At 38.5% G+C, this 3,776-nt stretch carries 4 protein-coding genes; all 4 read right to left on the bottom strand.

What is annotated here, in order from left to right; translation table 11 throughout:
• On the bottom strand, window positions 1–829 hold an 829-nt coding region (locus ACYVAA_RS22445; RefSeq protein WP_460546216.1), incomplete at its 3' end, for a ParB/RepB/Spo0J family partition protein.
• A 357-nt stretch (window positions 830–1,186) separates the two neighbouring features.
• Window positions 1,187–2,221 carry an adenylate/guanylate cyclase domain-containing protein gene (locus ACYVAA_RS22440; protein WP_460546214.1) on the bottom strand — a complete coding sequence of 345 codons (1,035 nt, stop codon included), beginning with the start codon at window positions 2,219–2,221 and terminating at the stop codon, window positions 1,187–1,189.
• Window positions 2,222–2,910: 689 nt separating this feature from the next.
• Window positions 2,911–3,204: a hypothetical protein gene (locus tag ACYVAA_RS22435; RefSeq protein ID WP_460546212.1), complete on the bottom strand. Its 294-nt coding sequence runs from the start codon at window positions 3,202–3,204 to the stop codon at window positions 2,911–2,913.
• A gap of 2 nt (window positions 3,205–3,206) precedes the next feature.
• Window positions 3,207–3,506, bottom strand: a complete 300-nt coding sequence (locus ACYVAA_RS22430; RefSeq protein ID WP_460546210.1) for a hypothetical protein — start codon at window positions 3,504–3,506, stop codon at window positions 3,207–3,209.
• Window positions 3,507–3,776: the final 270 nt, after the last annotated feature.

Genomic DNA, 3,776 nt, shown 5'->3' with positions numbered 1-3,776 from the left:
CTGAAAGTGTTTGAGGTAAGAAAGTTAATTGCTTTAAAACGTTGTTTTTTGTTCTTTCAATTTCTAGGTCATCTATTACAAAATAATCCATTGCTACATCGGGCTTTTCAATGAATTCATTTAAATGATTTAAAAAAACAAACATTTCACCCCTATTTTCATAGTACTTAATTGCTTTTCGCATTTCGCGAAACTCTTTTACATCCGAAATTCCTTTGTTTTCGTTGAACTTATCAATAAGTCCGTCAATTACTCTAGAAATCTTAAGTTCAATATTGTACTCGGGCTGGTCATTTACTTTCTTAATTATCGGATATAATTCAATGAAAAAGTCGGTAGAAATTCTGCCTTGCTTATAAAGTAATAGATCACGATATTTTTCTGGATACCATAGTAAAATTTTACACCTTTTTACAGTGGTTAAATTTAGACCAGTGTATCTTGACAACGTTGAATCTTTATCTGTTTGGAGAAGCTTAATAATTTGTTCAAGTTTCAAAGCTGTAGGGAATAATTCCCATTGCTCTCTGAAGTAGTGAATATTAAACATATGAAGAATGTTTTGAGTGACATCCTTCGGCTTGTCTATGATATTCGCTGGAATAGTTTCTTTTCCAAGACTTGTACAAGCTCTCCATCTTCTTTCACCATCTAAAATGATATATTCATTTTCATTTTCTTGATAGACCGTGATAGGTACCAAAACGCCTGCAATTTCAATTGATGATTTTAGATCATCCAATTCCCTTTCGTGAAATATCAATCTTGGATTATGCGGATTCGGCTTAATCTTCGAAATTTCAATTTCTTTTAGTGTCTGATTACTCATATGTCGTCTTTAATATCTCACATAACTTAATTATACATCTGGTTTTTCCATCCTTACCCAACAAAATTCAGGAAACAGGCCTGGTTTTGATTGCTGTTTATTTCTTCTTTCTAGATTGAATTAAAAAGCTTAGACGTTTTCGGATTTTAAAACTAATGAATTCATTCACCTTTACAAATACCTTAAATACGGTATTTAAACCAGAAATATAAGAGATTAATCCTCCCTGCACTCCAAGTGGGGCATCCTGTAGAACAGCAGCCCTGCCCTGCTCGACGGGTAAGGGGCTCAAGGTAAAGGGAATTGCGAAAGGCATTGAAAATGCCAGAACTTATCAACCCACCTTACCAACACGGCTTAGCTTAAGCTGACCGCATAAAGTACAATGGATTGTTCCTTTCCTTTAAGGGCAATACTACCCATTTGCTCAAAACTGAAACCACTATCTTCTATCATCTTCTTTAAAGACTCGGAGATCAGCAATTCCTGTTGCAGGGCATTGCATTGGCCTTGGATCCTGGCGGCGGTGTTAATGGTGTCTCCATGGTAGGCGATCTCTTTTTTGTATTTGCCCACCTCGGTCACCGTAACAATTCCCGCATGGATCCCTCCTTTGAAATGGGGCAAACAATCATAGTTTTTGGCGTAGTAATCCTTTCTTTTAAGCAACTGCTGTTTAAAATTGAAAAAGGCTTTCAGGCAGTTATGGTCTTTTAACCCCTCCTTTAGCTTCCAGGTCAGGATGGCTTCATCGCCTACATATTGGTAGATTTCTGCTTCATTTTCCGCTACAATCCCCAGATCATTGAAACAGTTCTGGATCAATTTACTGTATTGGATATGCCCCAGCCTTTCGGCATGGGCAGTGGAAGACTGCAGGTCCAAAAACATAAAAATCCGCTCCTCCTCACGTGGGGTGTAGAACTTCCCGCTGAAAAGCTGCCAAAGGTTATTGCCACCAAAATAGAGCTTGACCTGCCTCAGGGCAAACATAAAAATATCCACCGTGACGATATACAAATAGATGGCAAAACTTCCCGGTTCAAAGGCAAATTCTAGATAAGTGATGTCCTCCCCAAAAATCAGGTAGGCCAAAGAAACAATGCCGGTCAAAAACAGCAGCACATAGATCACCCTTGTTGCCAACAAACCCCTAAGGGACATTTTACTATACCCATGCTCCTCTGTCAAAATCTGGGCATAACCAGAGATCGCCCCAAAAATCGCCCCGCCGGCCAATGATACCAAGATGGATTTCCAAACCTCAAACTGTACGGAGCCCAGCTCCTGCGTTCCTTCTCCCCTTATCACACTAAAAAATGCCAATGCCAAACACCAACCAATACTATATTGTCGAATGATCTGCCATTTTTGCCTGTTTTGGAGTTTCATGGGGAGCTTTGCTGCTCAACTGATGGGATGGGAAGCACTGATTTTGGTGATGATTAAAACTAAGGAAATTAGTTTATAGTAAAAACAGCGTATTTGGACTATGGGATAAATTAATTGAGGGTGTTAAAAAATCCGAGGATTCGAATGGTACATTTCAAATGCTTGGAATGAAATCCACGTACAAACGTAAGTTAGCTTATTAGCTAGTTACACCTGACTTTTTAACCCCATTCCTCCAAAAACACAAAAGAGCCTGTCTCATAAGTAGATTTCTCTGAGTCCCACACAAATAATATTTCGTTGTAGTGTCTGAGTCAGTGAAGAAAGGGCCCGCCCCAAAGGGGCGAACTCATAATAGCCTGGGGTGGCAGCCCCAGGCTAAAGTACCCCGAAAGGGTCATGTTTTGGCCGGATTAATAGCAATAGAGCATACAACTTGCCGCCAAAACCCGTAGATTTCAATTGAGAAATCTAACCAAGATAATGTCTATAATTACGTCATCGCAAATGATCAGAAATCCTTTACCCATAGAATATTTGGCAACCAGATTCCGATAATGACTTATGAGACAGCCTCATATTCTCCCCATCCACAGCACCGGTTGGTTCAACACTGCATCAAGATTTTGCCCGCCCTTTAGGTCTTAGCTGTTTCAGCGGTTAGAATGCTTAGTTATTGGCCTAACGTTTTATATTTTGTTATTCGTTCGATTAATTAATTCTGTCAACTTTTCAGGCTCAGTTTTTGCCTTTTCTAAAATCCCGATATTGCTCAAAATAAAATTTGCAAAAATGTCGTATGGTCTTTCAGTCCTATTATTCTTTTTCATCCCTGAATTGAATATTAACGATCTAATCGTTTGAATTGGTCCCCAAGGAATTCCCCACCACCCCAAAAGTGCAGATTTGGTATTCGCTTCACTATGCATTTCATCAAGACAGTTAGGGCAAGCAACTTTTACAGATTTTTCATAGTTTGTCATAATTAGTATGCTAACAACTTGACCAACCATTGTTGCATTAATCTTTTGGCTTTTAGACTTACATTAGGGCAAGTATGGTTTCTCAATATGTCACAATACTCATTAAATTCTGATTCCGTTAATTCTTTTGTTTGAGAATCAACGCTATCGATTAGATTTGGATTTAGATTTCTCTTTTTTATTTCAGATTTTAATATGTCAAGAACTTCTAGTCTTAAAGAACCTGCCTTCTCTGATGCAATTTCTTCAATTTTCCAATCATCAAATTTTTCATAGTTTTTTCTAATATCATTTAAATCCATGCCGATTGATTTTCAAATGTGTGCCAACGGTTTTCATATGGTTTGTGGTGGTTTTGAAGCACTTTCCTGTCCACCGAAACCAAAGCTGGTTACGAAGCGAAAACCTTGCAATCTACCACTTACCCGCCATAAGCTATATGCTGTGTTGAACGAATCCAGCTAAAGCAGGAAGCCGGCATGATTGTCCGGAACTTCCTAAATTAGCCTTATCGTAAATTTTAACAGTTTAAGCTATGAAAAAAAAGCCAGACCATCATTGAAAGGGCCATT

The sequence above is a fragment of the Echinicola sediminis genome (assembly GCF_054777495.1).
The sequence above is the reverse complement of the archived record's forward strand: the minus strand, read 5'-3'. Positions and strand labels throughout refer to the sequence as shown.

Coding starts and splice junctions, on each gene's coding strand:
- ACYVAA_RS22440 (WP_460546214.1), bottom strand. CDS start 2,221: ATGAAACTCCAAAACAGGCAAAAATGGCAGATCATTCGACAATATAGT.
- ACYVAA_RS22435 (WP_460546212.1), bottom strand. CDS start 3,204: ATGACAAACTATGAAAAATCTGTAAAAGTTGCTTGCCCTAACTGTCTT.
- ACYVAA_RS22430 (WP_460546210.1), bottom strand. CDS start 3,506: ATGGATTTAAATGATATTAGAAAAAACTATGAAAAATTTGATGATTGG.